Genomic DNA, 25,516 nt, shown 5'->3' with positions numbered 1-25,516 from the left:
GCGTGTGGCAAGTGCCGGTTTCGTTCCTGAAGATCCCGTGTGATAGGGCGGGCGGGTGCGGCACGGCGGATCACCTGCGAGGTGGGCGGCATGATCAGCCGCGGCCGGGGGCGGTGAGGACGATGCCGCGGGCGGGTGTCGCGGCCTGGTCGAGGGCGAGGACGCCCCGGGCGACGTCGCGGTCGAGGGCGAGGCCCCGCTGCACGACGACGAGCGTCATGTCGCTGGCGACGGCGGCGCTGATCGTGTCGGCGCCGTTGATGTCGGGCGTGGTGATCACGACGATCCGGGACTCGCGGCCCGCCTTGTCGACGGCGCGGGCCAGCTGCCGGTCGTCGTCGCTGCGGACGACCCGCACCGTGAAGCTCCGCGGCCGCCGCGTCCCCTCCGGGACCGGATCGCCGTCGTCGCCGTCCCCGCGCACCTGCAGGACGGTCGCCGGGGACCCGCCCTCGGTGCACAACTCCGCCAGCTCGTAGGCCAGTTCGGTGCCCGCGCTGCCCGGCACCCCCGCCACCAGGACGGTCGTCGCCTCGGCGTCGAAGACCAGGTTGCGGAGCCGGCGGCACACCTCGCGGTGGCCGCCGTCGTACGCGGGCGCCTCCACCATGATCGGCAGCCGGGCGTGCAGCCGGACGTCGGCGGGCCGCCGGATGCGCCGCGGCCGCCGGTCGCGCAGCAGCACGAAGGCGACCCACAGCAGCAGCCCGACGCCGATGCCCCCGGCGACCGCGACGTCGCGGCCGGGATCGTCGCGGCCGGTGGGCCGCTGCGCCGTGCGGAGCACCTCGCCCGGCTGGACCTGCTTGCTGTCCTGCGCGGACAGCTCCTTTTGCACCGTGCCGATCTGCTTCATGATCGCTTGGCGGCGGGTGCGGACGGTCAGGCGCACGGAGTCGTCCCCCGGCAGCGCCTTGAGCCGCTGGTTCAGCTGGTCGAGCTGCCGTTCCAGCCCCTCCCGGTTGCGCTGCTGCACACCGCCCAGGATCTGCTGGCGCAGCTCCAGATACGCCTCGGCGACGACCTGGGCGCCGTTCTGCGCCGTGGCCGGGGACGGCGCCCGGACGCTGATCGTGAGGACCTTCGTCTGGTTCGGCACCGCCAGCCCGATGCGGTCGCGCAGCTCGTCCCGCGGCACCCCCCGGTACCCAGGGAACGTCGAGAGCCGCCGCAGGACCTCGTCCGACCAGACGAGCTGCGCCTCGGTGTCCATCGTGGCGTCCCGGGGCCGGCGGGCCTCCGTCTCCGCCGAGCCCGCCCGCACGCCCGGGTGCAGGGAGACCGGCGGTGCGAGGACCGACACGCTGGCGGTGTACGACGCCGGGGTCAGGACGACCTTGCCGACGCCCAGGACGCAGCCGAGCAGCACCGCGACCAGCAGCGCGGGCAGGTGCCGCCGCACCGCCGCCGCGTATCGGGTGACCGGTATCGAGTCCGGCGCGAGCGGCGGCTCCGCCTGCACGCTGGACGGCCCGAGGGCGCGCCGCTTCATCGCCGCCAGGCCGGTTCCTCGCCGAGCAGCGCGGCGAGCTTGTCGTCCCAGGGGGTGTATTGGTCGGTCAGCCGGCGCAGCAGGGCGTCCGGCAGCGGCGACCCGGGCCGGGCGTTGTGCCGCTCGAACGACGGCGGCCGCCACTGCGGCAGGCCGAGGAAGTCGAGGATCCGGTCGTAGCAGGGCTCCGGCTCGGTGAAGAAGTCCTCGGCGAACAGCACCAGCACCCGGTCCCGCCCGAACAGCGCGAACAGCCGCTCGATCTGGTCGGCGTACCGGCCGCGGTCGAGGTAGGAGTGGTGCCGGTGGGCGTGGCTGACATAGCCGGGGTCGGCCTTGATCTTCTCGATCTCGCCGGCCAGCCGCTCCGGCTCCAGCTCCAGCGCCCGCTCGAACGGCTCGGTCTCGAACCCGCGGGCCAGCTCGTGCTTGTGGGCCGAGTAGGCCCGCTCCACCGGGTCGCGCAGCAGCGCGATCAGCTTCACGTCCGGCAGGTCCCGGGCGATCCGCTCGGGCGCCAGCGGGTGGTGCATGTAGTACCCGGCGGACTCGAACGCCATCGGCGCCGCCGGCGCCGTCTTCCGCTCGGCGAGCGCCCGGACCGGGAAGTGCCCTCGGTACCAGTCGAGGCCGCGCGGGTAGTTGACGTCGAAGAAGTGCACGCCCTTGTGGAAGTTCGGCTGGACCACCGCGGGGTGCTGCGCGAGGGCGCGAAACAGCGAGGTGGTGCCGCCGCGCTGCGTCCCGACCATGAGGAAGGCGGGCAGCAGGCGGGCGCCGGCGGTGAGCCGGCCGCCGGTGCGGGTCGCGGCCCGGCCGGCCTCCTTGACCCACTGGGGGGCGTCGCGGCGCGAGATCACGGGGTCCTCCCGGTGTCGGGGCGGGGCGGGGCGGCGTGCAGCAGGCCGAGCAGCCGGTCGGCGTCGGCGCGCAGCGGCCCGCCGATGGGCTCCTGGGCGGCGAGCAGGTAGCGGCGGCACAGCTCCAGCAGGTACAGCCGGACGGTCGCCGACGCGGCGGCGCCGGTGAGCCCGATCGGGGCGAGCAGCGCGGCCGCGCCGTCCGGCCAGGTCGCGTAGGGCGGTCCGGGCGCGGTGCGCAGCGCCTCCTGCAGCCGGTAGTGCAGCAGGTCGAAGCCGTTCGGGACGCCCCGGGCGAACCGCTCCCAGTCCCACAGGCGCAGGACGCCCCGGTGCCAGGCCATGTTCCAGGGCGTCCAGTCGCCGTGCCAGGCGCCGAAGTCGAGTTCGAGGCCGCCGTGCGCCCGCGCGGCGGCCTCGACGACCTCGCCGAACAGGGCGCGCGGCCGGTCGTCCAGGAGGGCGGCGGGCGCCTCGCGCAGCCCCGCCAGGAAGGCGCTGCCGCGCAGCGGGACGCGCTCCACGCCGCCGACCTCGAACAGGGCGCGCATCTGGGCGACCGGGGCCCGGCCGCGGGGCCGCCAGCCGAGCGCGCTCGTCGGCAGCGGCTCCAGGACGAGCAGGTCGAGGTCGTGCCACGTGCCGTGGTGCAGGAGCCGGGGGACGTGCAGCCCCTCGGGGCGGTGCGCCCCCAGGTAGGTGAGGGCCTCGGCCTCGCCGGTGAGCAGGCCCCGCGTCGTCCCGGAGTCGCCGACCTTGACGAACGCGACCGGCTCGCCCTGCCGGGACAGGACGTGCAGGATCGGCTTGCGGTTGGCGCGGGCGCTGCCCAGCCCGATGCTGACCACGACCGGCCGGCCGAGCAGCCCGCCGAGGTGGTCCTCGATCGACGCGTCGCCCCCGGTGACGCGCAGCCGGTCGCGGAGCGTCCGCTCCGGCAGCCCGGTGCGGACGGCGGCCGCGGTGAGCCCGCGCGACGCGCGGGCCTTGACCCCGAGGTCGTGGCTGTAGCGGCGCAGCGCGGACGCGGCGGCGCCCGGCAGCCCGGCCGGGACCAGCAGCCGCGGGTGGGCGGCGTTCGGCAGGAACGCGAGTTCGCGGCGCGCGCCCGCCGAGGAGCCCGGCTCGGCCGGCTCGACCTTCGCGCCCGGCCACAGCGCCTCGACGGCCTCCACCCAGGCGTGCCGGTCGTCCGCGCGCCCGGTGTCCGGCGCGCTCATCGCGCCTCCGCCTCGTGCAGGGCGCGGGGGGTGAGGGCGCGGGCGGCGACGCGCCGGGGCTGCTCGCCCCGCTTGTCCCGCTCGGCCCGCCACATCAGGGCCACCGCGATCATCACCGTGTACAGGGGTACCTCCACCATGTCGTACGTGATCATGAACAGTGTGCAGGAGATCAGGACGCAGCAGCCCGCGAGGGAGTAGGCGCCCCGGTCCCGCCAGTGCCGGAGGAACCGGACGGCGAAGAACGCGCAGAACGCGATCGTCCCGACGACGCCGTTGGCGAACAGCAGCAGCCAGAGGTGGCCCTGCGTGCCGAGCGGCGGGGAGCCGCAGGCCTTGCAGCCGGCCTTGTCGCCGCCCGCGACCGTGCCGAGGTCGCCCTGGACGTTGCGGGTGGAGCCGAACCCGACCAGCGGGGAACCGGTCAGCGCGCTGCGGGTGGTCTCCTCGGCGAGCATCGCCCGGCGGTTGTTGCTGTGCGGGTTGTCGAGCCGGTCCTGGACGAGGCCGGGCAGCGGCGACAGCGCGACCACGATCGCCCCGGCGGCGACCGCGCCGGCCGTCCAGGCGATCACGCGCGGCCCGCCGACCTGGGCGAGCTTGACGACGCCGAACAGCCCGATCGTGCCGAGCGCCAGCCACAGGCCCCGGTTCAGCGAGTAGACCGCGGGCCACAGCGACAGGACGAAGATCGCCATCCCCATGATCCGGCGGCCCCGGCGCGCGCGGATGATCCAGGTCAGCAGGAAGTACGGCAGGAAGAACGCGTACGCGGCGCCCCAGGTGTTGGCGTAGGCGAACGGCGCCATCGGCCGGGCCTGCTCGAACCCGAGGATCGTCTCGATCGCCGCGGTGCGCGGATGGATGATGTCGCGGATGAACGCGTTGTTCGCCAGCCCGCCCGGCAGCAGCATCTCCATCGGCGAGGTCAGCTGGACCGACGGCAGGAGCAGGCCGAGGAAGCCGCCCGCGGCGGTCACGACGAACATGAAGCCGAGCAGCCTGCCGATCTTCCCGGACGGCAGCTCCCGCTCGCTCATGTTGCCGATGTAGAGCAGGACGACGGTGAACGCGGCGTACCAGGCCACCCGGTAGCCGTAGACCAGGACGCGGCTGAATCCGCCGCCGGGGTCGGCGAGCGGGGCGTCCGCCCACAGCGTCAGGGCGCCGAGCAGGACCCACACGAGGAAGAACAGCCAGACGCCGAACCCGTTCGGGGCCACCAGGGTGCTCCGCCGGCGCCACAGCGTCATCGCCATGGGCACCGTCATGAAGATCAGCATGAGGTTGGCGAGGCCGAGGATCCACCAGAGCGGGAAGCCGAGCAGCGCGACGGTGAGCGGCCAGCCGGCGGGCAGGCGCCCGGTGAGGAGCCGCGGCGTGGCGAGGGGCGCGCGGCCCGCGTTCGCTCGCATCCCGGTCACTCGCCGCTCCGTTCCCCGATGCCCGCCGGACGTCCGGCCGCCCTTTCCGTTGACGCTCTACAGTGTCCGGATACGGCCATCTGAACGGGTCGTCCGGCGATGTCGCCCATGCGTCTTTCCCGATGGCGCAGCGTACCCCGCGAAAAGCGGTAGACGTGCCGGTGAGCTGCGATACGTTGCGGTCGGACCGACTACCTGCGGCTATTTCGCAGTTGAAATCGAAAAGTTAGTGATCCAATCGTCGGCCCACTCGGGAAGCTGGCTACGCTTGCGTGGTGCCGGAGGCCTTGGTGTGCACATGGCGGCGGTTTTAACTCTACTTCGCACGGAGGCGCGATGCGCGGACGCATGCTGGGGGCTCTGGTCGCGGGGGCGGCGCTGACACTGGGCACGGTGACGGGCCTGGCCGTCGCGGCCCCGGCGCTCGCCGACCAGACGGGATCCCAGACCGATCACGGCCGCGTGGTGAGCGCGGACCCCGTGGACCACACGCCCCAGATCCAGGACGGCGAGGTCAAGTCGATCGTCAAGATCGGCGGAAAGATCTACATCGGCGGGTCCTTCACCCAGGTGAAGGAGGCCGGCTCGAACAAGCCGGTCCTCACCCGCAACCGGATGTTCGCCTTCGACGCCGCCACCGGCGCCATCGACCCGGCCTTCACGCCGAACGTCGACAAGAACGAGGTCAGCGTCCTGCTGCCCGCCCCCGACGGCAAGTCCCTGTACGCCGGCGGCAACTTCGGGTACATCAACGGCGTCCGCACCTTCGTGCTGGCGCGGGTGAACGCCGACACCGGCGCCCCGATCACGTCGTTCAAACCGCAGTTCGACGCCCGCGTCCGCGACCTGCGCCTGGCCGGCGGCCGGCTGTACGTCGCCGGGACGTTCGCGACGGTCGGCGGGGCGGCCCGGCCGGCCCTGGCGACCATCGACCCGCAGACCGGCGCCCGCGACGACTTCCTCGACCTCGCCTTCGCCGGCACGCAGACCGGTGACGGCGTCACCCAGGTCTACAAGATGGATGTCACCCCCGACGGCTCGCAGCTCGTCGGCATCGGGAACTTCAGCTCGGTCGCGGGCGCCACCCGGCGCCAGATCGTCATGCTGGACATCAGCGGCACGTCCGCGCAGCTCGCCAACTGGGACACCGTCCGCTACGCGGACCAGTGCTCGCAGTCGTTCGACACCTACATGCGCGACGTCGACTTCTCGCCGAACGGCAGGTTCTTCGTCGTCACGACGACCGGCGCCTACGGCGGCGCGACCAAGCTGTGCGACACGCACGCCCGGTTCGAGACCGCCCAGACCGGCGGCGGCCAGCAGCCCACCTGGGTCAACGTCACGGGCGGCGACACCAGCTACGCCGTAGAGATCACCGACACCGCCGTCTACGCCGGCGGCCACTTCCGCTGGGCGAACAACCCGTTCGCCGGCGACCGGGCGGGCCAGGGCGCGGTGTCCCGCGAGGGCATCGTCGCGCTCGACCCCGCCAGCGGCCTGCCGTACTCCTGGAACCCCGGCCGCACCCGCGGCGTCGGCGTGTTCGACCTCCTCGCCACCAGCGAGGGCCTGTGGATGGGCAGCGACACCGACATCGCGGGCGGCGAGCAGCACATGAAGCTCGCGATGTTCCCGCTCGCCGGCGGCACCGAGGTCGCCGCGAACGACACCGGCGCCCTGCCCGGCAAGATCTACTCGGGCGGGGCCACCACCGCGCTCGGGCAGAACTACCTGCGGAACCGCTCGTTCGACGGCACCACCGCCGGCACCGTCGCCGACGGCGACACCGCCGGCCTGGACTGGCGGACGGTGCGCGGCGCGTTCATGATCAACGGCGAGCTGTTCCACGGTTCCTCCAGCGGCGCCTTCTCCCGCCGCTCCTTCAACGGCACCACGCTCGGCGAGCCGAAGGCGATCGACACCGGCGATCGGCTCGTCACGATGTCCACCTGGCACAGCCAGGTGCAGAGCATCACCGGCATGTTCTTCGCCAACGGCCGCGTCTACTACACGCGCGGGCAGTCCGCGCTGTACTACCGCGGGTTCACGCCGGAGAACAATGTCGTCGGCGCGCAGGAGTTCACGGCGGTCGGGAACCTGCCCGGCATGAGCTGGAGCCAGGTCGGCGGCATGTTCGTCGACGGCGACGAGCTCTACTACGTGAACAACTCCGACGGGCGGCTGTACCGGGTGGCGTTCTCCGCGTCGGGCGTCCCGTCCGGCACCCCGACCCTCGTCGCCTCCGGCGACTGGCGCGGCCGGGCGGTGTTCCTGTACGCCGACGTGCCGAACAAGCAGCCGGCGGCCGCGTTCACCAGCCAGTGCGAGGACCTGTCCTGCACGTTCAACGCCGAGGGCTCGACCGACCCGGACGGCACGATCGCCTCGTACGCGTGGGACTTCGGCGACGGCCGGAACGGCACGGGCGTCGCACCGGAGCACGCCTACACGGCGGCCGGGACGTACACCGTGAAGCTCACCGTCACGGACGACCGCGGCGGCACCGCCACCCGGTCGCAGACGGTCACGGTGGCGCCGAACCGGGTCGACATCGCCTACCGCGGCGGTGCGGGCGGCAACGGCAACGTCACGTCGGCGCACACCACCGTCCCGTCCGGCGTCCAGCCGGGCGACGGGATGATCCTGGTGCTGACGTTCAACAGCGCCAACGGCGTGACGGCGACCGCCCCCGCCGGGTGGACGCAGGTCGGCACCCAGTCGGCCGGCAGCACCACCTCCACGGTGTGGAAGCGGGTCGCGCAGGCGGGCGACGGCGGCAAGGAGGTCAGCGTTCCGCTGAGCGCCCTGACCAAGGCCGACATCCGGCTGCTGGCCTACGAGGGCACCAATGCCACCGACCCGGTCGCGGCGATCGCCAAGGCGGTGGACGACGCGTCCGTCACGGCGCACACCAGCCCGACCGCGCAGGTCGACGCGGCCGGTGCGTGGGCGGTCACCTACTGGGCCGACAAGTCGTCCAGCACCACGCAGTGGACGGCACCGGCCGGGGTCGAGACCCGCGGCACCGGGATCGGCACCGGCGGCGGCCGGATCACCGCGCTCGTCGCCGACAGCGGCGGCACGGTGGCCACCGGCGGCTACGGCGGCAAGACGGCGGTCACGGACGCGACCAGCAGGGCGCTGATGTGGACGATCGTTCTCGCCCGCAAGTAGGGGCGAGCGGAAGATGAGCGTGGCCCCGGCCGGAGGGATCCGGCCGGGGCCACGCGCGTTCTCCGCGCGGCGTCCGCGCCGCCGCGGGCGCCGTCAGCAGAAGTCGCGCCAGGCCCTCTTGCTGGGCGCGTCCAGCAGGCGGTAGTCGCCGGTGGGCCAGTCGAGGTCGAAGTAGGCGACCCACAGCGCGCCCCGCTGCCTGAGGTAGGCGTTCGTGGCGTGCAGCCACGCCGCGCGCCGGTCGCCCCGGTCGCCCGCCACGAGGAAGCTGCCGGTCTCGGCGACGCCCCACGGCAGCCCCTCGGCCCGGCTGGTCGCCACGACGCGGTCGTACATGGCGGCCGGGTCCTGGTAGCGGCCCTTCTTGTGCTCCAGGTTGTACACGTCCCAGCCGAGCGCCTGGACGACGTCCCGGCCCGGGTGGTAGTCGCGCCAGTCGCGGCGCGACAGCGGGTCGAGGGACCAGCCCATCAGGACGAGCGTGGCGTGCAGCCGCCGGTTGCCCGCCTTGTCGGCGAGGGCGCGCAGGTGCCGCCACGCGGCCCGGTAGTCGGCGGCGGTGAACTCGCCGTCGGCGATGTTGTCCTCGGGCTCGTGGTAGTAGACCCAGTAGACGTCCCGGTCGCGGGGCGCGGTCGTGAACCACCGGGTCAGCGCCGCGTCGTGCTCCCCGGCCAGGACGTCCCGGGGCGCCAGCTTGAACGAGATGATCGCCGGCCGCTCGCCGACGTCCGGGTTCCCCGGCCATGCGGGCGGCACCCCCCGGTAGAACAGCCGGACGGTCTCCAGCCCGCCGTACTCCCCGTCCATGCGGGAGAGGGCCTGCTGGAACGTCTCGCCCGACCGCAGGTTCAGGGACACACCGCACAGCGTCCGCCGCCCGTCGGGCCCGGCGGTCGGGGTGGGGGAGGGGACGCTCCAGGTCGGTTCGGGGCCGGGCGCGTCGGGCGCGGTGGGGGTCGGCGACGGCCGCGTGCCCGTCCGTGCGGGCGCGGCGGCCTTCCCGGTGCCGAGGACGAGGCGGGGGCCCGACCGGCCGCTCTCCCGCGAGTGCACCGACGCGGCCGACCAGTCCTCGTCGTTGACGATCGCGAACGCGTACCGGCCGGGACGCTTCACGACGGAGCCGACGTCGAAGGCGATGCGGTTGCGCGTGGTGTCGGTGGCGGTCGCGACGACGTGCCCGGCGGCGGGCCGGTTGCGCCACGAGGTGCCCGCCTCCGTCCAGGAGCCGGGTAGCGCCCGTAAGCTGACCGTGCGGGGCCGGTTCTCCGGCCGGTCGAACGTCATCTCCACCCGGGCGCCGGTGAAGGGGGGCGTGCCCGCCGGGACGTCGAAGGCGACGTACGCCTCGGTGTGCCAGTCCGGCCACAGCGACGCGGTGATCTTCTGCGCGGTGCCGTAGCCCCGGCCGGGGCGCTCCCGCACGACGTAGGTGTCGGCGGCGGCGGGAAGGATCGTGCGGCCCCCGGCGGTGGTGCGCGCGTTCAGGTTCAGCGCGGCCGGGTCGCTCAGCGCGACGGCGCCGAGCGAGGCGCCCACGGCGAGGACGGCGCCGGCCGCGGTGAAGCACGTCGCGCGCCGAGGCCGCCGACGGGGCGGCCGGCCGCGCAGGCCGGGAGGGACGGGCGGGACGGGCTGGGACCGGTGCGGGTCCGGCCGGTGGTGGCCCCGGTCGAGCGGGTCGCGGTGGTCGTGGTGAGGCACGGACCGCCCCTTCCTGTGGATGACCGCCTGAAGTGGCCGCTGCGGGCCGCGGCGACGTCTCCGCGCTTAGCGGGCATCCTAGGACGTCCCGCCGTGCCGGGGAACCGCCCGCGAGCGCCTCCCCGGCCGTGGCCCGTGCTTCAGCGGAGCGGGAACATCCCGATGCGGCCGTGGTACTCGCCGCCGAGCCGGTCGGTGTCGCTGCCGACCAGGAGGCCGCGCGAGGTCGCGACGAGCGCCTCCACGCCGTGCCCGAGCGTCCGCGTCGGGTTCCAGGACAGCGCCTTGCCGGTGGCGGGGTCGAGCGCGGCGATGCCGGGGCGCGACACCGCGCCGGGGCCGGCGAAGCCGCGGCCGTAGGGGTTGTTCAGCCAGCGCTGGTGGCCGCCGACGTAGACGGTGGCGCCGGTCACCGAGGTGGACAGCAGCGTGTCGCCGCCGGTCCAGTTGATCCAGGTGGGCCGCTGGCGGGGGCCGGTGCGGCCGCTCTCCCAGCGGGTCGCGGAGTCGCACAGCTGCGAGGTGCCGTAGCCGCCGCCGGTGGTCACGACGACGAAGTACGACCCGTCGGGCGAGAAGTCCATGCCGCGCATGTAGGTGTCGAAGGCGCTGGTGTTGCACGGCGTCGAGAACCGCTCGGTGCTCCAGGACGACAGCGCGGGCTTGGCCCGCCCCGTGTCGATCATGGCGATCTGGTACCGGCGCTGCCCGTTCACCTGGGTGAAGGTCCCGTTGATGACGAGCTTGGTGTCCTGGGCGTTGACCGCGATCCGGTACACCTTGAGCGCGCCCTGCCGGGGCTGGTCGATCGTGAAGGCGAACGCGCCGTCGGCGGCGCCGGACGTGGCGTCGAGGCGGGCGAGGGCCGTGCGGGCCTTGCCGCCCGCCTTGGTGAACGTCCCGCCGATGTAGAGGCGGGTGCCGCGCAGCACCGCCGAGGAGACCCGGTAGTTCACCGCGGGCTTGAACGCGGTGACGGGCGTGCCGTTCGCGACCCGGATCCGCGCGAGCGTGCCGGTCTTGACGCCGTTGACGGTCTTGAACGTGCCGCCGGCGTAGACGGTGCCGGACGACCCGGTCTGCAGGGTGTGGACGGTGCCGTCCACCTTGGGCAGGAACGCGGTCTCGACCTTGCCCGTGGCGATGTCGTAGGCGAACAGGTTGTGCCGCTGCAGCGTCGGCTTGCGCGATCCGGCCTCCCGCACCTGGTCGAAGGTGCCGCCGACGACCACCTTGGTGCCCACGACGGCGATGGCCCGGACGGTGCCGTCCAGGACGTGCGGGGTGTTGTCGACGGGGTTCGCCGAGACCACGGCGTCCTGCCGCAGGTCGGCCGCGGCGACGCCGGTGGCGGCGACGCTCGTCGGGACGGCCGCGAGTGCGGCGGCCGTGAGGAACGCGAGAGTGGGGCGCATTCTGGTGACTCCGGAGGCGGCCGGGGGAATTGTGTCGGAGTCTTCCATATCACACGGTGCTTTGCCCTGTGGGGCTGTCGGGGCGATCCGCCCGGCCGTGGCGAAGGCGGTGGAGGAGGACCCGGGACAGGTACGAGCCGAGTTCGATCGTGTAGCGGCGCCAGAGGCGGCGGGGTTCGCGGGCCAGGCGGTAGAGGAAGCCGACGCGGAGCCTCAGCACCCAGGCCGGGTAGTAGTCGCGGCGTTCGGCGAGGTGCTCGAAGTAGGCGCCGCACGTGATGATGACGGGTGCGGTGAGGCGGTCGCGGTACTCGGTGACGAACCGCTGCTGCAGCGGCGTGCCGAGCCCGACGTGCAGGATGTCGGGCGCCGCGTCGTTGATCTCGGCGACCAGGCGCTCGGCGACGTCGGCGGGCAGGCGCCCGTGCTCGTCGGCCCAGTGGCCGTGCAGGGTGCCCGCGATCTCCAGGCCGGGGTACCACGCGCGGACGTTGGCGGCGGCGGCCTCGGCGACGCCCGGGGCGTTGCCGAACAGGAAGACCCGCCAGCCGTGCTCGGCGGGCTGGCCGAACAGGTCGTCGGTGAGGTCGTCGTTGGCCATCCGGCCGGGGACGGGCCGGCCGAAGACCTTCGCGGCGAGCACCACGCCCCAGCCGTCCGGCAGGTCGAGGTCGAACCCGTTCATGAGGTCGCGGAGCGCGGCGTCCTTCTGGGCCTTCAGGACGTAGTCGGGGTTGGCGAACGTGATCGTGAGCTTCGTGCGCTCCTTCACGGCCCTCTCGACGAAGTCGCGCAGGCGGGCGGCGTCGATCCGGCTGACCCGCACGCCGAGGACGTCGACGGTGTCATGCGGCCATCGCTGCTCCACGTGCCTCTCCTCACCGGTCCGGGGGGATGAAGGGTATCCGGGTTCCGGGGGTGGCGCCCGACGATGGCCGTCAATGGTGGGGCGCGCTGGGGAGGGCGGGGCCGTCGAGGACGGGGGCGTCCGGTGCGGGGGCGGGGGCGCGGCGGGTGATCAGCCAGGCGGCGACGATCGCGGTGGTGAGCAGGACGAGCGTCCAGGCGATCGGGACGGCGCCGAGGCCGAACATCTTCAGGGAGGACGCGACCAGGACGATGATCAGGGCGCGGCGGATCAGGCCGCCGGGGGCGCGGGAGGAGATCTTGGAGCCGAGATAGACGCCGGGGATGGAGCCGACCAGGAGGGCGGCGGTGACCTCCATCCGGAAGTCGCCGAACATGAGGTGGCCGACGGCGGCGGCGAACACCAGCGGGACGGCCTGGAGGAGGTCGGTGCCGACGAGCTGGTTCGCCTTGAGGGCGGGGTAGAGGGCGAGCAGCGCGACGATGATGAGGGAGCCGGATCCCACGGACGTGATGCCGACCACGAGGCCGCCGACCACTCCGACCAGGAGGGTCGGGACGGGCCGGACGGTGATCTCGGGCGTGCCGTCCGGGTCGTCGGTGCGGTTGCGGGCCGCCATCACGCCGCGCAGCACCAGGCCGGCGGCGGCGATGAGGAGGGCTGCTCCCATGGCCTTCGAGATGACGTCCTCGACGTCCCCGCCGTGGCCGATGGCGCGGGCGACGAGGACGCCGGAGAACGCGGCGGGCACGGAGCCGGCGCAGAGCCAGCCGACCAGCCTCATGTTGATCGTGCCCTGGCGGTAGTGCACGGCGCTGCCGACCGGCTTCATCACGGCGGCGGCGACGAGGTCGCTGGACACCGCCGCGAGCGGGCTGACGTTGAAGAACGTGACGAGCATCGGTGTCATGAGGGCGCCGCCGCCCATTCCGGTGAGTCCGACGACTATGGCCACGAGGAACGAGCCCAGCGCCATGGTCCAATCGAAGTCCATCGGCATGATCTACCTGTCATGTAGGAAAAGTGGCGCTCACAGGCTAAGCGATGACCGCAGGGCCCTGCCAACTGGCCGGGGGGTTACTCGCTGCGCACCCAGCCGCCAGAAACCAGCAGGTCAAGGACGCGGTCCACGGCCTCGTCCGGCTCCAGCGCGGACGTGTCGAGGACGAGGTCGGCGTCGTCCGGCGCCTCGTAGGGGTCGGAGATGCCCGTGAACTCGGGGATCAGGCCCGCCCGCGCCTTGGCGTACAGGCCCTTGCGGTCGCGGCGCTCGCACTCCTCGAGCGGCGTCGCGACGTGCACGAGGACGAAGTCGCCCGCGGCGGACACCATCCGGCGCACCTCCGCGCGGGTCGCCGCGTACGGGGCGATCGGCGCGCAGATCGCGACACCGCCGTGCCGGGTGATCTCGGCGGCGACGTAGCCGATCCGCCGGATGTTCAGGTCGCGGTCGGCGCGCGAGAACGTCAGCCCGGCCGACAGGAGGCGCCGCACGACGTCGCCGTCGAGGAGCGTGACGGTGCGGCCGCCGCGCTCGACGAGCGCGTCGGCGAGGCCCCGCGCGACGGTCGACTTGCCGGAGCCGGACAGGCCGGTGAAGAACACGGTGAGGCCGCGCGAGTGCTTGGGCGGCCGGGCCCTGGCCAGCTCGGCGGCGACGGCGGGCGGGGTGAACCAGTCGGGCACGGGCTCGCCCGCGTCCAGCAGCGCGCCGAGCCGCTCGGCGGTCAGCTCGGCCTGGACGTGGTCGGGCTCGATCCGGGCGACCGGCCGCCACACCTCGACGTCGGCGTCGTAGGCCCACGGCTCGGGGACGACGACGGGGATCGCGGTGCCCTCGACCTCCTCGTCGGCGAGCAGGTGGGTGGCGCCGTACGCGGCGGCGACGTGCGCGCGGATCAGGACGTCGCGCGCGGGGTCGTCGCCCTCCCGGACGGGCAGCGGCACGGGGACGACCTGTGCGCCGTCGGGCAGTTCCCGGCGGACGGCGAGCAGCGCCCGGACGAGCGACTCGTCATGCCCGCCGCCGAGCAGCGGCAGCACCAGCACGCGGGCGCCGAGCCGCTCGGCGACCTGGCGGAGCTGCCCGAGCTGCTTGCGGTGCAGCGGTTCACGGGTGGCGACGGCGAGCAGCGGGCCGTCCGCGGCCGGGACCTCGTCGGGCCGGCGGCGCAGCCGGTGGAACGGTCCGTGCGCGGGGGCGCGGAGGGCGGTGAGGGGGCCGGCGAGCCGCCAGCCCTGGCTGGTCGGGTCCTGCCAGGCCTCCGCGACGTCCAGCACGGCGAGCGGCACGCCCTCCGGGTCCTGCAGGACGACCCGGTCGTGCGCGGTGAGGTCCTTCGGCACGGGCAGCGTCACCGGGACCGGCCAGGGGGTGCCGTCGGCGAGCCGCCCGCCCCCGATCACCATGGCGGCGTCGAACGAGCCGAGGAACCCGGTGAGCGGCCGGTACACCCCCGCGAGCAGCAGCTCCAGGTCGGCGAGCGCGACCGCGTCCGGCGTCCAGACGGGCAGGTCGCGCAGGGTGTCGGGAAGGCCGGCTTCGGCGGTCACCGCGATCTCCGATCCCGCCCGGTCCGCGCCGGGCTGATCCAGGCCAGTAGGGATACCGCTGAAAATACCGAACTCCGCCCGGACCGGCTCAGATGACCCGGGCGAAGCGGTTCTCCGGCTTGCGGATGACGAGGGCGAGCTCGCTGTGCGCGGCGGTGAGCCGGCCCCGGCTGGCGAGCGCGACGAGCCGGCACAGCGACTCGCCCCGGCCGGCGGCCGCCGCGAGCGGGCGGCGTGCCGTGTGCTCCTCGGCGATCACCAGTCCGCGCATCGCGCAGTACCACCGCATGCCCGCGCGGGACGCGACCCGGTCGTAGACGGCGGGCGGCGGCGCGTCGTGCGCGGGCGCGCCGCCCCGCAGCGGGCCGGGCAGCGTCCGGTCGAGGAACCCGAACGCGGTGTCGCGGTCGCGGAGCCGGACGAGCAGCAGCCCGCCCGGCTTGAGCGCCGCGACGAAGCGGTCGAGCACCAGCTCCGCGTGCGGGACGCGCTCGATGAGGTAGGACGCGTGGACGACGTCGAAGGCGCGCGGCGGCAGTGGAACGGTCCGCAGGTCGCCGAGATGCCAGTCGTCGAGGTCGGTGCGCTCCAGGGTGCGGGCGCGCAGCTCCGGGGCCTCCATGTCGACGCCGGTGACGAGGTGGTCGCGGTCGCCGAGGTCGAGGCCGGGACCCCAGCCGCAGCCCGCCTCCAGCACGTGGATCCGGTGCAGGGGTCTCTCCCTGGCGTACTGGCGGGCGCGTGCGGAGAAGAGTTCGCCGTCGTCGACCGGCGGCGTGCGCAGATCGGTCACAGTTTCGCAGCGTAATCACTCGACTGCTCTCCGTCCGCTGTTTGTCCATTCTTGGTCCCGGACGTGTCGCGCCGGGGACTCCCTCACCCGCGCGCCCGGCCGCCGCCCGGGGCGCGTACCCTGGGATCCGTACCGGACCCGGTGGGATCTCCGGCTCTTCTGGCTGCCCTGACGCCGGTACTCCCGCCGGCCGCGGGGAGAGGACTGAGCGGGCGAAGATGACGCTTTCTGGACTTGTCGACCTGGCATGCGCAGATCCCGGCCTGGGCCGCGCCCTCGAGCGGGCGGGTTCCGACCAGGAGATCGTCGCGCCGCCCTCGCTGTGGCCGATCCTCGCCGCGGCGCTGAGCCGCGCCACCGGCGCCGCCGCGGGCCGGAGCGGGACCGTCCTCGCCGTGACCGCGACCGGGCGGGAGGCCGAGGACCTGACGGCGGCGCTGACGAGCCTGCTCGACCCGGGCCGGGTCGCGCACTTCCCCGCGTGGGAGACGCTGCCGCACGAGAAGCTGTCGCCCCGCTCCGACACGGTCGGGCAGCGGCTCGCCGTGCTCCGCCGCCTCGCCCACCCCGACGCCGACGCGGACGCCGGCGCCGGCAAGGGCGGAACGCTGGACGTGGTGGTCACGCCGATCCGAGCCGTCCTGCAGCCGATCGTGTCGGGGCTCGCCGACCTGGAGCCGGTCCGCCTCGAGGGCGGCGCGGACGCCGACCTCGACGAGGCCGTCCGGCGGCTCGTGGAGGCGGGCTACCACCGCGTCGACCTCGTTGAGAAGCGCGGCGAGATCGCGGTGCGCGGCGGGATCCTCGACGTGTTCCCGCCGACCGAGGAGCACCCCCTCCGCGTCGAGTTCTGGGGCGACACGGTCGAGGAGATCCGCTACTTCAAGGCCGCCGACCAGCGCTCGCTGGAGGTGGCGCAGGCGGGGCTGTGGGCGCCGCCGTGCCGCGAGCTGCCGCTGACCGCGTCGGTGCGCGAGCGCGCGAAGCTGCTGGCCGGCGAGCACCCGGCGCTGGCGGAGATCCTCACCCGGATCGCGGACGGCGACACGGTCGAGGGCATGGAGGCGTTCTCGCCGGTCCTCGCCGACGGCATGGAGCTGCTCACCGACCTGCTGCCGGACGGGTCGGCGCTGCTGGTGTGCGAGCCGGAGCGGATCCGCACGCGCGCCGACGAGCTCGTCCGGACCAGCCAGGAGTTCCTGGAGGCGAGCTGGGTCAACGCGGCCGCGGGCGGCGAGGCGCCGATCGACCTCGGCGCCGCCGCGTTCCGCTCCCTCGACGAGGTCCGCGCGCACAGCGACGCGCTGGGGCTGACCAGGTGGAGCATCACGGCCCTGACGTCGGAGGGCGAGGCGCTGAACCTGGGCGCTCAGCCGGCCGAGGCGTACCGGGGCGACACCGGGCGCGTCGTCGCCGAGCTCAAGGGGTGGCTCGACGCGTCCCGGCGCGTCGTGCTGGTCACCGCCGGGCACGGGCCCGCCGAGCGCCTCGTCCAGCTGCTGGGGGAGGAGGGCCTCGGCGCCCGCCTCGCCGACCTGCCCGCGCCGCCCGAGCCGTCCGTCGTCACCGTCACGACCGGGCTGCTGGAGAACGGGTTCGTATGGCCGTCGGCCGGGCTCGCCGTGCTCACCGAGACCGACCTGTCGGGGCAGAAATCGTCCACCAAGGACGTCCGGCGGATGCCGTCGCGGCGGCGCGGCGGCATCGACCCGCTCCAGCTCAAGGCCGGCGACTACGTCGTGCACGAGCAGCACGGCGTCGGCCGGTACGTGGAGATGGTCAGCCGGACGGTGCAGGGCGCGACCCGCGAGTACCTGATCCTGGAGTACGCCAAGAGCGACCGGCTGTTCGTCCCGACCGACCAGCTGGAGGAGCTCACCCGCTATGTCGGCGGGGAGGCGCCGAGCCTGCACCGGCTCGGCGGCGCCGACTGGCAGAAGGCGAAGTCGCGGGCCCGCAAGGCGGTCAAGCAGATCGCCGGGGAGCTCATCCGGCTCTACTCGGCGCGCATGGCGAGCCCCGGGCACGCGTTCGGCCCCGACACGCCGTGGCAGCGCGAGCTGGAGGACGCCTTCCCCTACGTCGAGACGCCCGACCAGCTCGCCGCGATCGACGAGGTCAAGCAGGACATGGAGCGGCCGGTTCCGATGGACCGGCTGATCTGCGGCGACGTCGGCTACGGCAAGACCGAGATCGCGGTGCGGGCGGCGTTCAAGGCCGTCCAGGACGGGCGGCAGGTCGCGGTGCTGGTGCCGACGACGCTGCTCGTCCAGCAGCACCTGTCGACGTTCACCGAGCGGTTCGCGGCGTTCCCCGTCGTGGTGAAGCCGATCAGCCGGTTCCAGTCCGACAAGGAGATCGGGGAGACGCTGGACGGCGTCGCCGAGGGGTCCGTCGACGTGGTCGTCGGGACGCACCGCATCCTGTCGTCGCGGACCCGGTTCAAGAACCTCGGCCTCGTCATCATCGACGAGGAGCAGCGGTTCGGCGTCGAGCACAAGGAGGAGCTCAAGCGGCTCCGGACGCAGGTCGACGTCCTCGCGATGTCGGCGACGCCGATCCCCCGGACGCTGGAGATGGGCCTCACCGGCATCCGCGAGATGTCGACGATCCTGACCCCGCCGGAGGAGCGGCACCCGGTGCTGACGTTCGTCGGCCCGTACGAGGAGAAGCAGATCGCCGCCGCGATCCGCCGCGAGCTGCTGCGCGAGGGCCAGGTGTTCTTCGTGCACAACCGCGTCCGGTCGATCGACAAGGTCGCCTCGAACCTGAAGCGGCTCGTCCCGGAGGCGCGGGTCGCGACCGCGCACGGCCAGATGAACGAGCACGAGCTCGAGCGCGTCATGGTCGACTTCTGGGAGAAGAACTTCGACGTGCTGGTCGCGACGACGATCGTGGAATCGGGGCTGGACGTCCCGAACGCGAACACGCTGATCGTCGACCGCGCCGACATGTACGGGCTGTCGCAGCTGCACCAGCTTCGCGGCCGGGTCGGGCGCGGCCGGGAGCGGGCGTACTCCTACTTCCTGTACCAGCCGGAGGCGCCGCTGACCGAGACCGCGCACGAGCGGCTCGCGACCCTGGCGCAGCACACCGAGATCGGCGCGGGCATGTACGTCGCCATGAAGGACCTGGAGATCCGCGGCGCGGGCAACATCCTCGGCGCGGAGCAGTCCGGGCATGTCGCGGGCGTCGGGTTCGACCTGTACGTCCGGATGGTGGGGGAGGCCGTCCGGGACCTGAAGGAGGGCGGCGGCGAGCCCGAGCACGTCGAGACGAAGGTCGAGCTGCCGGTCGACGCGCACCTGCCGCACGAGTACGTGCCGGGCGAGCGGCTCCGGCTGGACGCCTACCGCCGCATCGCGGCGATCACGTCGGAGGACGAGATCGCCGCCGTGCACGACGAACTCAAGGACCGGTTCGGGCCTCCGCCCGTCCCGGTGCTCAACCTCCTGGAGGTGGCGCGGTTCCGCGCCAAGGCCCGCGGGGCCCGCCTCACCGACGTCACCGCCCAGGGGAACTTCATCAAGTTCGCGCCGGTCGACCTGCCCGACTCGAGGCAGGTGAGGTTGCAGCGGCTGTACCCGAAGAGCATCCTCAAGCCGGCGACCGAGACGCTGCTCGTCCCGGCGCCGAAGACGGCGCCGCTCGGCGGGCGGCCGCTGCGCGACCAGGAACTGCTGAGGTGGGCGACCGATCTGGTGGACGCCCTGTTCCTGGAACCCGCCCGCGCCTGAGCCGGCGCGGCCACAGAGAGGATGGGCACACGTGATCGGTAAGTCCCTGCGGATCGGGGTGGCCGCGCTGCTCGCGGCCGGCGCCCTGACGGGCTGCGGCGGCGGGCCGCTGAAGACGGGCGCGGCGGCCGTGGTCGGCGACGACCGCATCACCGTCGGCACGCTCGACGAGGCGGTCCGCGAGGGCCGGGAGGAGTTCGGCACCGACCCGGTCGCGAACCGGATCCGGGCGAGCCTGGCCGCGCAGTTCCCGGAGTTCGCCGCCGACGGGCGGGACGCCGACATGCGGCGCGCGCTGGCGCTGCTGGTGAACTTCCGCGTCGCCGACAGGGCCCTGGAGCGGGCCGGCGTGCCGCTGACCGAGGGGCAGGTCGACGCGGTCGAGGCGGAGCTGGAGCGCGCGGGCGGCGCGGGCCCCGCGACGCTGGCGTACGGGCTGCCCCGCTCCTACAGCCGTGAGATGGCGCGGTTCCTCGCGGCCCGCACCGAGGTCGTGAAGCGGTACGGCGCGACCGGCGACCCGACGAACCCCATGACGCGGCGGGCCGCCGTCCAGGCGGAGGAGCTGTTCGTCCGCACGGCGCGCGAGCTCGACATACGCGTCAACCCGCGGTTCGGCGAGTTCGACGAGCGCCAGTCCATCATCACGCCCGCGGTGACGAGGCTGTCGTCGCCGGACGCGGGCATCGCGCCGTGACCGGCCGGCGCGCGGAGCGGTCCACCCGCGGGGGGACGGCGTGATGCTGACGCTGCTCGCCACGACGCACCGGGTGGCGGCGGGGCTGCTGACGTTCCGGGCATGGGAGACGCTCCGCACGGCCGGGCGGGTGCTCGCCCGGCCGGAGCATCCGCTGACGCCCTACCTGCGCGACGCGGGGATCGCGGTGGAGGAGGTCGCGGAGCCTGATCCGGCCGCGCTCGTCTCCGCCGCGCGGTCGCAGAGCGTGGTGTGGGTCGCGGCGCCGGAGGGCGACGAGGCGCTGATGCGCGAGATCGGGGCGCAGATCGTCCAGGAGCCCCTGGACGTGGAGATGCTGCACGGGTCCTACGACCTGCCGGGCGCGCGCCTGCTCGACCTCGTCGCGGTGATGGACACGCTGCGCCGCGAATGCCCCTGGGACCGAAAGCAGACGCACGCGTCGCTCGTCCCGTACCTGCTGGAGGAGGCGTACGAGGTCGCCGACACCGTCGAGGCGGGCGACCTGGGCGCGCTGCGGGAGGAGCTCGGCGACGTCCTGATGCAGGTCGCGTTCCACGCGGTCGTGGCGGCGGAGCGCACCGACGAGACGGCGTTCACCATCGACGACGTCGCGGGCGCGATCGTGGACAAGCTCGTCCGGCGGCACCCCCACGTGTTCTCCGGCGTCGCGGTGTCCGGCGCGGACGAGGTCGTCGCGAACTGGGAGCAGATCAAGGCGGCGGAGCGCGCGGAGAAGAGCGGCGCGGAGGCGTCGGCGCTGGACGGGGTGCCGATGGCGCAGCCCGCGCTGTCGCTCGCGGCGCAGCTCAACCGGCGCGCGGGCCGGCTGGGCGCCCCGGCCGACCTGCTGCCGGACGGCCCGGGCCTCGGTGACCGGCTCTTCGCGCTGGTGCGGGAGGCCGCTGACCAAGGGTTGGATCCGGAGGCCGAGTTGCGAGCGGTTTCCAGGGTATTCCGGGACCGTGTCAGATCTTGGGAGCGGAGCGGCCGAACCGGGTGAATCGCCGGATGGCCCCCAGAAGATCGTCAATGGGGTGGCCGGCCGCGGGGCGCCTGTCTACCCTGGACGCGTGTCGGCGCGGACGGGACGAGGCAGGGCCGGGGGCCGGTTCCTGACCCGGTCGACGAGCCGCGCCGAGAAGGCGCGCGCCGTCCGCGGTCTGGCCGGGCTCGCCGGTCTCGCGGGGCTGCTGGTCGCGTGCATGCTGCTGCCGACCGCCTGCACGGGCGGTGTCGCGGCCCGCGACACCGCCGACTGGTTCGAGACGGAACCGGCCGGGCTCTCCACGTCGGGCGTCCCGCTGCGCTCCCGCATCCTCGCCGCGGACGGCTCCACCATCGCGACCTTCTACTCCCAGAACCGCGTGGACGTCCCGCTCGAGCGGATCGCACCCGTCGCGCGGAGGGCGGTGCTGGCCATCGAGGACAGCCGCTTCTACGAGCACGGCGCCATCGACTACCAGGGGACGCTCCGGGCGCTCGCCGCGAACGTGACCAGCGGCGAGGTCACGCAGGGCGGGTCGGGCATCACCCAGCAGTACGTGAAGAACCTGCTGCTGGTGCAGGCCGACTCCGACGACGAGCGTCAGGCCGCGCGGGAGATCTCCGCGGCCCGCAAGATCCGTGAGCTGCGGTACGCGGTCGCGCTGGAGAAGCGGTTCTCCAAGGACGAGATCTTACGCCGCTACCTCAACATCGCGTACTACGGCGACGGCGCGTACGGCATCGAGGCGGCGGCCCGGCACTACTTCACCAAGTCGGCGGCGACGCTGGACCTCGCCGAGGCGGCGCTGCTCGCGGGCGTCATCCGCTACCCCTTCGCCTACGACCCGACGCGCCATCCCGAGGCGGCCCGCGAGCGCCGCGACGTCGTCCTCGCCCGGATGGCGGAGCTCGGGTGGATCACCAGGCGGGAGGCGGACGAGACCGCGCGGCAGCCCGTACGGCTGCGGGTGAAGGAGACGCGCAACGGGTGCGTCAGCAGCAAGGCGCCGTTCTTCTGCGACTACGTCCAGCGGGAGATCCTTACGAACCCGGTGTTCGGGAAGACCGCGAAGGCGCGGGAGGACCTGCTCAAGCGGGGCGGCCTGACGATCCACACCACCATGGACCCGCGGGCTCAGCGGGCCGCCCAGCGCGCCGTGGACCGGCACGTCCCGCCGAAGAACTCGGCGCACAAGGCGGCGGCCGAGGCGATGGTCGAGCCCGGCACCGGCCGGATCAAGGCGATGGTGGTCGACCGCGAGCTCGGCCCCGACCAGGAGCGCGGCAGGACCTGGATCAACTTCGCCGCGGACGCGAGCCACGGGTCCAGCATCGGGATGCAGGCCGGCTCGACGTTCAAGGTCTTCACGCTCGCCGCCGCCCTCGACGAGGGCATGCCGTTCGGCGCCCGGCTGATGGCGCCGCGCCGCTACACGCCGGTCGGGTTCCGCGACTGCGCGGGGAACCGCGTCGGCGACCCGGGCGCGTCGCTGCGCAACGCCGCCGACGGCGAGGGCGGCAAGCAGTTCAGCCTGGTCACCGGCACCCACCACTCGGTCAACACCTTCTTCCTCGCGCTGGAGAAGAGGGTCGGGCTGTGCGACACGGTCCGGATGGCGGAGCGGCTCGGCATGCGGCAGGCCAACGGGAAGCCGCTGGAGCAGTTCTCGTCCTTCACGCTCGGCTTCAACCAGGTGTCGCCGCTCCGGCTCGCCGCCGCGTACGCCGCGTTCGGCGCCCGCGGCCGCTACTGCGCGCCGGTCGCGATCACCCGGATCACCGACCACTCCGGCGAGCGGCTGAAGGTGCCGTCGGCGAACTGCGCGCAGGTGCTGGACAAGGACGTCGCGGACGCCGTCAACCACGTGCTGCAGGGCGTCCTGACGAAGGGCACCGCGCGCGGCATGGGCATCGGCCGGCCGGCCGCGGGCAAGACCGGCACCGTCGACAACTACTCCGCCGCCTGGTTCGCCGGGCACACCCCCGACCTCGCGTCGGCCGTGTGGGTGGGCGACCCGCGCGGCGGCTACAAGTACCCGATGAGCGGCCTGTGCATGAACGGCCGCTGCTACGGCGCGGTGTTCGGGGCGACGATCCCCGCGCCGATCTGGCGGCAGAGCATGATCGGGGCGCTGGCGGGCACGCGCGCGTCGTCGTTCCACCGGCCCGAGGGCAGGTTCTTCGTCCGGGGCACCGGTGAGGAGCGGCCCAAGCAGCAGCAGCAGAAGAAGAAAAAGAAGAAGGAGCAGCGCGACGAGCGGCGGCGCCGCCGCTGATCGCCCGCCCGGCCGCGCGCCGTGTGATCGTCCGGACGCCGGGTAGGGGCCAGGCGATGGAGGGCACGGGCACGCCGCCCGCGCGTCCGATCGGGGGGAGCGATTCGCCGATGCGAGCCATCGCCATCGCGGAGTACGGCGCCACGCCGGCGCTCGTCGACGTCCCGCGGCCGGAACCGGGCCCCGGCGAGATCCTGGTGAAGCTCATCGCGGCCGGGCTCAACCCCATCGACTGGAAGATCGCCGAGGGCCGGCTGAAGGACGCCGTGGACGCGTCGTTCCCGCTGATCCTCGGCCAGGACGGCGCGGGCGTCGTCGCGCAGACGGGACCGGGCGTCACCGGGCCCCGGATCGGCGAGCAGGTGTACGGCGCGTTCCAGGGCGTGGCCCGCGGCCTCGGCAGCTACGCCGAGTACACGGTCGCCGCCGCCGACGGCCCGTTCGCCCCCATGCCCGCCGGTCTCCTCTACACCGAGGCGGCGGCGGTGCCGACCGCGGGCATGACCGCGCTCACGCTGGTCGAGGACGCCGGTTGCGGGCCCGGACGCACCGTCCTGATCGTCGGCGCGACCGGCGGCGTGGGGCAGTGCGCCGTGCAGCTCGCGGCCGGCGCGGGCGCCCGGGTCATCGCGACCGCCCGCCCCGACATGGCGGACGAGCTGCGCCGGCTGGGCGCCGACGAGATCGTCGACCACGGGGTGGGGCCGCTGAACCGGCGGGTCGTCGCCGCGCATCCGGACGGCGTCGACATCGTCCTCGACATGGTGAGCGACCGGCAGGGCACCGAGCGGCTCGCGCAGCTGGTGCGGCCCGGCGGCGTCTACCTCAGCACCACCTGGTCGGTGAACCCGGACGCGATGGCCGCCCGGCAGATCCGGGGCGGGAACCCGGAGGTCCGGCCGTCGGCCGAGCTGCTCGGCCGGCTGACCGCCCTCATCGACGCGGGCGGCCTGGAGGTCCGGATCGAACGCACGGTCCCGCTCGCCGACGCGCCCGCCGCGCTCCTCGACAACCGGGCGGGCGGCGCCCGGGGCAAGACCGTGATCCGCATCTGACGATCGGAGAGGAACCATGACGGACGACGACAAGCGCGCACGGCTCCGGGTGATCGACGAGGACCTCGACCGGCTCCGCGCCGATCTCACCCCGCCCCTCGCCGACGCCCACGACCACGTCGACGCCGGGCAGAACCTCACCGCGCGCGAGGAGCTGTCGGGCCAGATCGAGCAGCTGGAGGACGAGCGGCTGCGCCTGCGCGACGAGCTCGGCCTCTCCTAGCCCGCCAGCGGGAGCCGCAGGACGAAGCAGGCCCCGTCCGACCCGTCCGGCCGGTCCGCGAGGAGGAGCGCGCCGCCGTGCGCCTCCGCGATGTCGCGGGCCACGGCGAGGCCGAGGCCGGTCCCCCCGGCGTCGCGGTGCCGGTCCCGGTCCAGCCGGGTGAACCGCTCGAACAGCCGCTCCCGGTCGTGCGGCGCGACGGGTGGGCCGTCGTCCAGGACGTGGACGGCCGCCGTGCCCGGCGCCTCCGGGGAAACGAGCACGGTCACCGCGGTCGCCGCGCGCCGGTCGGCGTGCCCGATGAGGTTGGCGAGCAGCCGCGCCAGCTCGGCCCGCCCCCCGGCCACGACCACGGGCTGCTCCGCCCGGACCGTCACGCGGGTCCGGTGCCGCGTCCGCAGGACCTCCTGGTCGGCGAGCGCGGCGAGGTCGACGGGGTCGCGCGGGAACCGGCCGCCGAACTCGACCCGCGCGACCGCCTGCAGGTCGCCCACGACCGCGGCGAGCCGGTCGGCGCTGGCCAGCGCGGCCTGGAGGGTCTCGGGGACCTCGGGGTCGCGGGGGTCGGCGAGGGCGAGCTCCAGCTGCATCCGCAGCCCGGTCAGCGGGGTGCGCAGCTCGTGCGAGGCGTCCAGGACGAACGCCCGCTGCCGGGCGACGGCCCGCTCCAGCCGGTCGAGGGTGGCGTTGACGCTCTCGGCGAGCAGCGCCACCTCGTCGTGGCGGGGCGGGACGGGGACGCGCCGCCCCAGGTCCGTCGCGGTGATCTCGTTCAGCTCGAGGCGCATGCGGTTGACCGGGCGCAGCGTCCGGCCCACCGCCAGCCACGCCCCGAAGGCGGTGAGGGCGGTGAGGGCGGGGACGCCGAGGCCGATCAGCACCGCGGCGACCGGGCGCGGCACCAGCAGGACGATGAACGCCGCCGCCGACAGCACGAACGCGACCAGGGCCGCGCACAGCGTCACCCGGACCCGGATCTCCGGGTGACGCCGGATGGGGCCCCAGAGCGCGCGGCGCAGGTTCATCGTCCCGGGG

Annotated in this window: 18 protein-coding genes; 7 read left to right on the top strand and 11 right to left on the bottom strand. The window is 74.1% G+C overall.

What is annotated here, in order from left to right; all coding sequences use genetic code 11:
* Positions 1 to 94: 94 nt before the first annotated feature.
* From IE99_RS0107045 to IE99_RS0107030, 4 genes are read right to left on the bottom strand one after another with little or no spacing between them, the layout of a single operon-like run.
* On the bottom strand, positions 95 to 1,492 hold the full coding sequence (locus tag IE99_RS0107045) for a YveK family protein (RefSeq protein WP_030165436.1): 1,398 nt from the start codon (positions 1,490 to 1,492) through the stop codon (positions 95 to 97).
* Positions 1,489 to 2,352: a sulfotransferase domain-containing protein gene (locus IE99_RS0107040; RefSeq protein WP_030165433.1), complete on the bottom strand. Its 864-nt coding sequence runs from the start codon at positions 2,350 to 2,352 to the stop codon at positions 1,489 to 1,491. The genes IE99_RS0107045 and IE99_RS0107040 overlap by 4 nt, the downstream gene beginning before the upstream one ends.
* The gene (locus IE99_RS0107035) at positions 2,349 to 3,572 is read right to left on the bottom strand and encodes a hypothetical protein (protein WP_051712148.1); all 1,224 of its coding nucleotides are present in this window, start codon (positions 3,570 to 3,572) and stop codon (positions 2,349 to 2,351) included. The genes IE99_RS0107040 and IE99_RS0107035 overlap by 4 nt, the downstream gene beginning before the upstream one ends.
* Positions 3,569 to 4,987, bottom strand: coding sequence for a hypothetical protein (locus tag IE99_RS0107030; protein WP_051712248.1), 1,419 nt, complete (start codon positions 4,985 to 4,987; stop codon positions 3,569 to 3,571). Before IE99_RS0107030 ends, IE99_RS0107035 begins: the two co-directional genes overlap by 4 nt.
* Before the next feature lie 345 nt (positions 4,988 to 5,332).
* Between IE99_RS0107030 and IE99_RS0107025 the strand changes: the two genes are divergently transcribed.
* Positions 5,333 to 8,170, top strand: coding sequence for a PKD domain-containing protein (locus IE99_RS0107025; RefSeq protein WP_030165423.1), 2,838 nt, complete (start codon positions 5,333 to 5,335; stop codon positions 8,168 to 8,170).
* A 93-nt stretch (positions 8,171 to 8,263) separates the two neighbouring features.
* Here IE99_RS0107025 and IE99_RS30090 read toward each other — a convergent pair whose 3' ends face one another.
* From IE99_RS30090 to IE99_RS0106995, 6 genes are all read right to left on the bottom strand, one after another.
* The gene (locus tag IE99_RS30090; RefSeq protein WP_030165419.1) at positions 8,264 to 9,877 is read right to left on the bottom strand and encodes a CBM96 family carbohydrate-binding protein; all 1,614 of its coding nucleotides are present in this window, start codon (positions 9,875 to 9,877) and stop codon (positions 8,264 to 8,266) included.
* Between the two features lie 140 nt (positions 9,878 to 10,017).
* Positions 10,018 to 11,292, bottom strand: a complete 1,275-nt coding sequence (locus tag IE99_RS0107015) for a hypothetical protein (RefSeq protein WP_030165416.1) — start codon at positions 11,290 to 11,292, stop codon at positions 10,018 to 10,020.
* Positions 11,293 to 11,341: 49 nt separating this feature from the next.
* Positions 11,342 to 12,160, bottom strand: a complete 819-nt coding sequence (locus tag IE99_RS0107010; RefSeq protein ID WP_051712147.1) for a WecB/TagA/CpsF family glycosyltransferase — start codon at positions 12,158 to 12,160, stop codon at positions 11,342 to 11,344.
* Positions 12,161 to 12,230: 70 nt separating this feature from the next.
* The gene (locus IE99_RS0107005) at positions 12,231 to 13,154 is read right to left on the bottom strand and encodes a sulfite exporter TauE/SafE family protein (protein WP_051712246.1); all 924 of its coding nucleotides are present in this window, start codon (positions 13,152 to 13,154) and stop codon (positions 12,231 to 12,233) included.
* An 83-nt stretch (positions 13,155 to 13,237) separates the two neighbouring features.
* Positions 13,238 to 14,713: an adenylyl-sulfate kinase gene (cysC, locus tag IE99_RS0107000; RefSeq protein ID WP_030165407.1), complete on the bottom strand. Its 1,476-nt coding sequence runs from the start codon at positions 14,711 to 14,713 to the stop codon at positions 13,238 to 13,240.
* 88 nt (positions 14,714 to 14,801) lie between these two features.
* Positions 14,802 to 15,506: a class I SAM-dependent methyltransferase gene (locus IE99_RS0106995; RefSeq protein WP_030165405.1), complete on the bottom strand. Its 705-nt coding sequence runs from the start codon at positions 15,504 to 15,506 to the stop codon at positions 14,802 to 14,804.
* A 218-nt stretch (positions 15,507 to 15,724) separates the two neighbouring features.
* On the opposite strand from IE99_RS0106995, the gene mfd reads away from it, so the two are divergent.
* The 6 genes from mfd to IE99_RS0106965 all read left to right on the top strand — a co-directional run bounded on the left by mfd (position 15,725) and on the right by IE99_RS0106965 (position 24,481).
* The gene (mfd, locus tag IE99_RS0106990; protein ID WP_030165402.1) at positions 15,725 to 19,243 is read left to right on the top strand and encodes a transcription-repair coupling factor; all 3,519 of its coding nucleotides are present in this window, start codon (positions 15,725 to 15,727) and stop codon (positions 19,241 to 19,243) included.
* Between the two features lie 31 nt (positions 19,244 to 19,274).
* Complete coding sequence (locus IE99_RS0106985) at positions 19,275 to 19,940, top strand: hypothetical protein (protein WP_030165400.1); 666 nt, start codon at positions 19,275 to 19,277, stop codon at positions 19,938 to 19,940.
* A gap of 43 nt (positions 19,941 to 19,983) precedes the next feature.
* Positions 19,984 to 20,943 carry a MazG family protein gene (locus tag IE99_RS0106980; protein ID WP_037558850.1) on the top strand — a complete coding sequence of 320 codons (960 nt, stop codon included), beginning with the start codon at positions 19,984 to 19,986 and terminating at the stop codon, positions 20,941 to 20,943.
* A gap of 70 nt (positions 20,944 to 21,013) precedes the next feature.
* Complete coding sequence (locus tag IE99_RS0106975) at positions 21,014 to 23,203, top strand: transglycosylase domain-containing protein (RefSeq protein WP_245623091.1); 2,190 nt, start codon at positions 21,014 to 21,016, stop codon at positions 23,201 to 23,203.
* Positions 23,204 to 23,313: 110 nt separating this feature from the next.
* Positions 23,314 to 24,258 carry an NADP-dependent oxidoreductase gene (locus tag IE99_RS0106970; protein ID WP_030165391.1) on the top strand — a complete coding sequence of 315 codons (945 nt, stop codon included), beginning with the start codon at positions 23,314 to 23,316 and terminating at the stop codon, positions 24,256 to 24,258.
* A gap of 16 nt (positions 24,259 to 24,274) precedes the next feature.
* Positions 24,275 to 24,481 (top strand): hypothetical protein, encoded by a 207-nt coding sequence (locus tag IE99_RS0106965; protein WP_030165388.1) that lies wholly within the window; start codon positions 24,275 to 24,277, stop codon positions 24,479 to 24,481.
* Here IE99_RS0106965 and IE99_RS0106960 read toward each other — a convergent pair.
* Positions 24,478 to 25,506 (bottom strand): sensor histidine kinase, encoded by a 1,029-nt coding sequence (locus IE99_RS0106960; RefSeq protein ID WP_051712143.1) that lies wholly within the window; start codon positions 25,504 to 25,506, stop codon positions 24,478 to 24,480. The genes IE99_RS0106965 and IE99_RS0106960 overlap by 4 nt on opposite strands.
* Positions 25,507 to 25,516: the final 10 nt, after the last annotated feature.

The organism is Spirillospora albida (assembly GCF_000718255.1).
Classification (GTDB): Bacteria; Actinomycetota; Actinomycetes; order Streptosporangiales; family Streptosporangiaceae; genus Spirillospora; species Spirillospora albida.
The sequence above is the reverse complement of the archived record's forward strand: the minus strand, read 5'-3'. Positions and strand labels throughout refer to the sequence as shown.